The 1222-nt window shown below is 53.1% G+C and carries 1 rRNA gene; it reads left to right on the forward strand.

The features are described from left to right. Positions 1-1222, forward strand: a 23S ribosomal RNA gene (locus tag ACFWX1_RS48160); the annotation flags it as partial.

The raw sequence follows: 1222 nt of genomic DNA on the forward strand, positions 1-1222 counted from the left end.
GAATAGGGCGTTTAGTATTTGGTCGTAGACCCGAAACCAGGTGATCTACCCATGTCCAGGGTGAAGTTCAGGTAACACTGAATGGAGGCCCGAACCCACGCACGTTGAAAAGTGCGGGGATGAGGTGTGGGTAGGGGTGAAATGCCAATCGAACCTGGAGATAGCTGGTTCTCTCCGAAATAGCTTTAGGGCTAGCCTCAAGGTAAGAGTCTTGGAGGTAGAGCACTGATTGGACTAGGGGTCCCTACCGGGTTACCGAATTCAGTCAAACTCCGAATGCCAATGACTTATCCTTGGGAGTCAGACTGCGAGTGATAAGATCCGTAGTCGAAAGGGAAACAGCCCAGACCGCCAGCTAAGGTCCCAAAGTATACGTTAAGTGGAAAAGGATGTGGAGTTGCTTAGACAACCAGGATGTTGGCTTAGAAGCAGCCACCATTTAAAGAGTGCGTAATAGCTCACTGGTCGAGTGACTCTGCGCCGAAAATGTACCGGGGCTAAACGTATCACCGAAGCTGCGGACTGTTCTTCGAACAGTGGTAGGAGAGCGTTCTAAGGGCTGTGAAGCCAGACCGGAAGGACTGGTGGAGCGCTTAGAAGTGAGAATGCCGGTATGAGTAGCGAAAGAGGGGTGAGAATCCCCTCCACCGAATGCCTAAGGTTTCCTGAGGAAGGCTCGTCCGCTCAGGGTTAGTCGGGACCTAAGCCGAGGCCGAAAGGCGTAGGCGATGGACAACAGGTTGATATTCCTGTACCACCTCCTCACCATTTGAGCAATGGGGGGACGCAGGAGGATAGGGTAAGCGCGGTATTGGATATCCGCGTCCAAGCAGTTAGGCTGGGAAATAGGCAAATCCGTTTCCCATAAGGCTGAGCTGTGATGGCGAGCGAAATATAGTAGCGTAGTTCCTGATTCCACACTGCCAAGAAAAGCCTCTAGCGAGGTGAGAGGTGCCCGTACCGCAAACCGACACAGGTAGGCGAGGAGAGAATCCTAAGGTGATCGAGAGAACTCTCGTTAAGGAACTCGGCAAAATGACCCCGTAACTTCGGGAGAAGGGGTGCTCTGTTAGGGTGCAAGCCCGAGAGAGCCGCAGTGAATAGGCCCAGGCGACTGTTTAGCAAAAACACAGGTCTCTGCGAAGCCGTAAGGCGAAGTATAGGGGGTGACACCTGCCCGGTGCTGGAAGGTTAAGTGGACCGGTTAACTCCTTTCGGGGGT

The organism is Amycolatopsis sp. NPDC059021, assembly GCF_042739895.1.
GTDB lineage: Bacteria > Actinomycetota > Actinomycetes > Mycobacteriales > Pseudonocardiaceae > Amycolatopsis.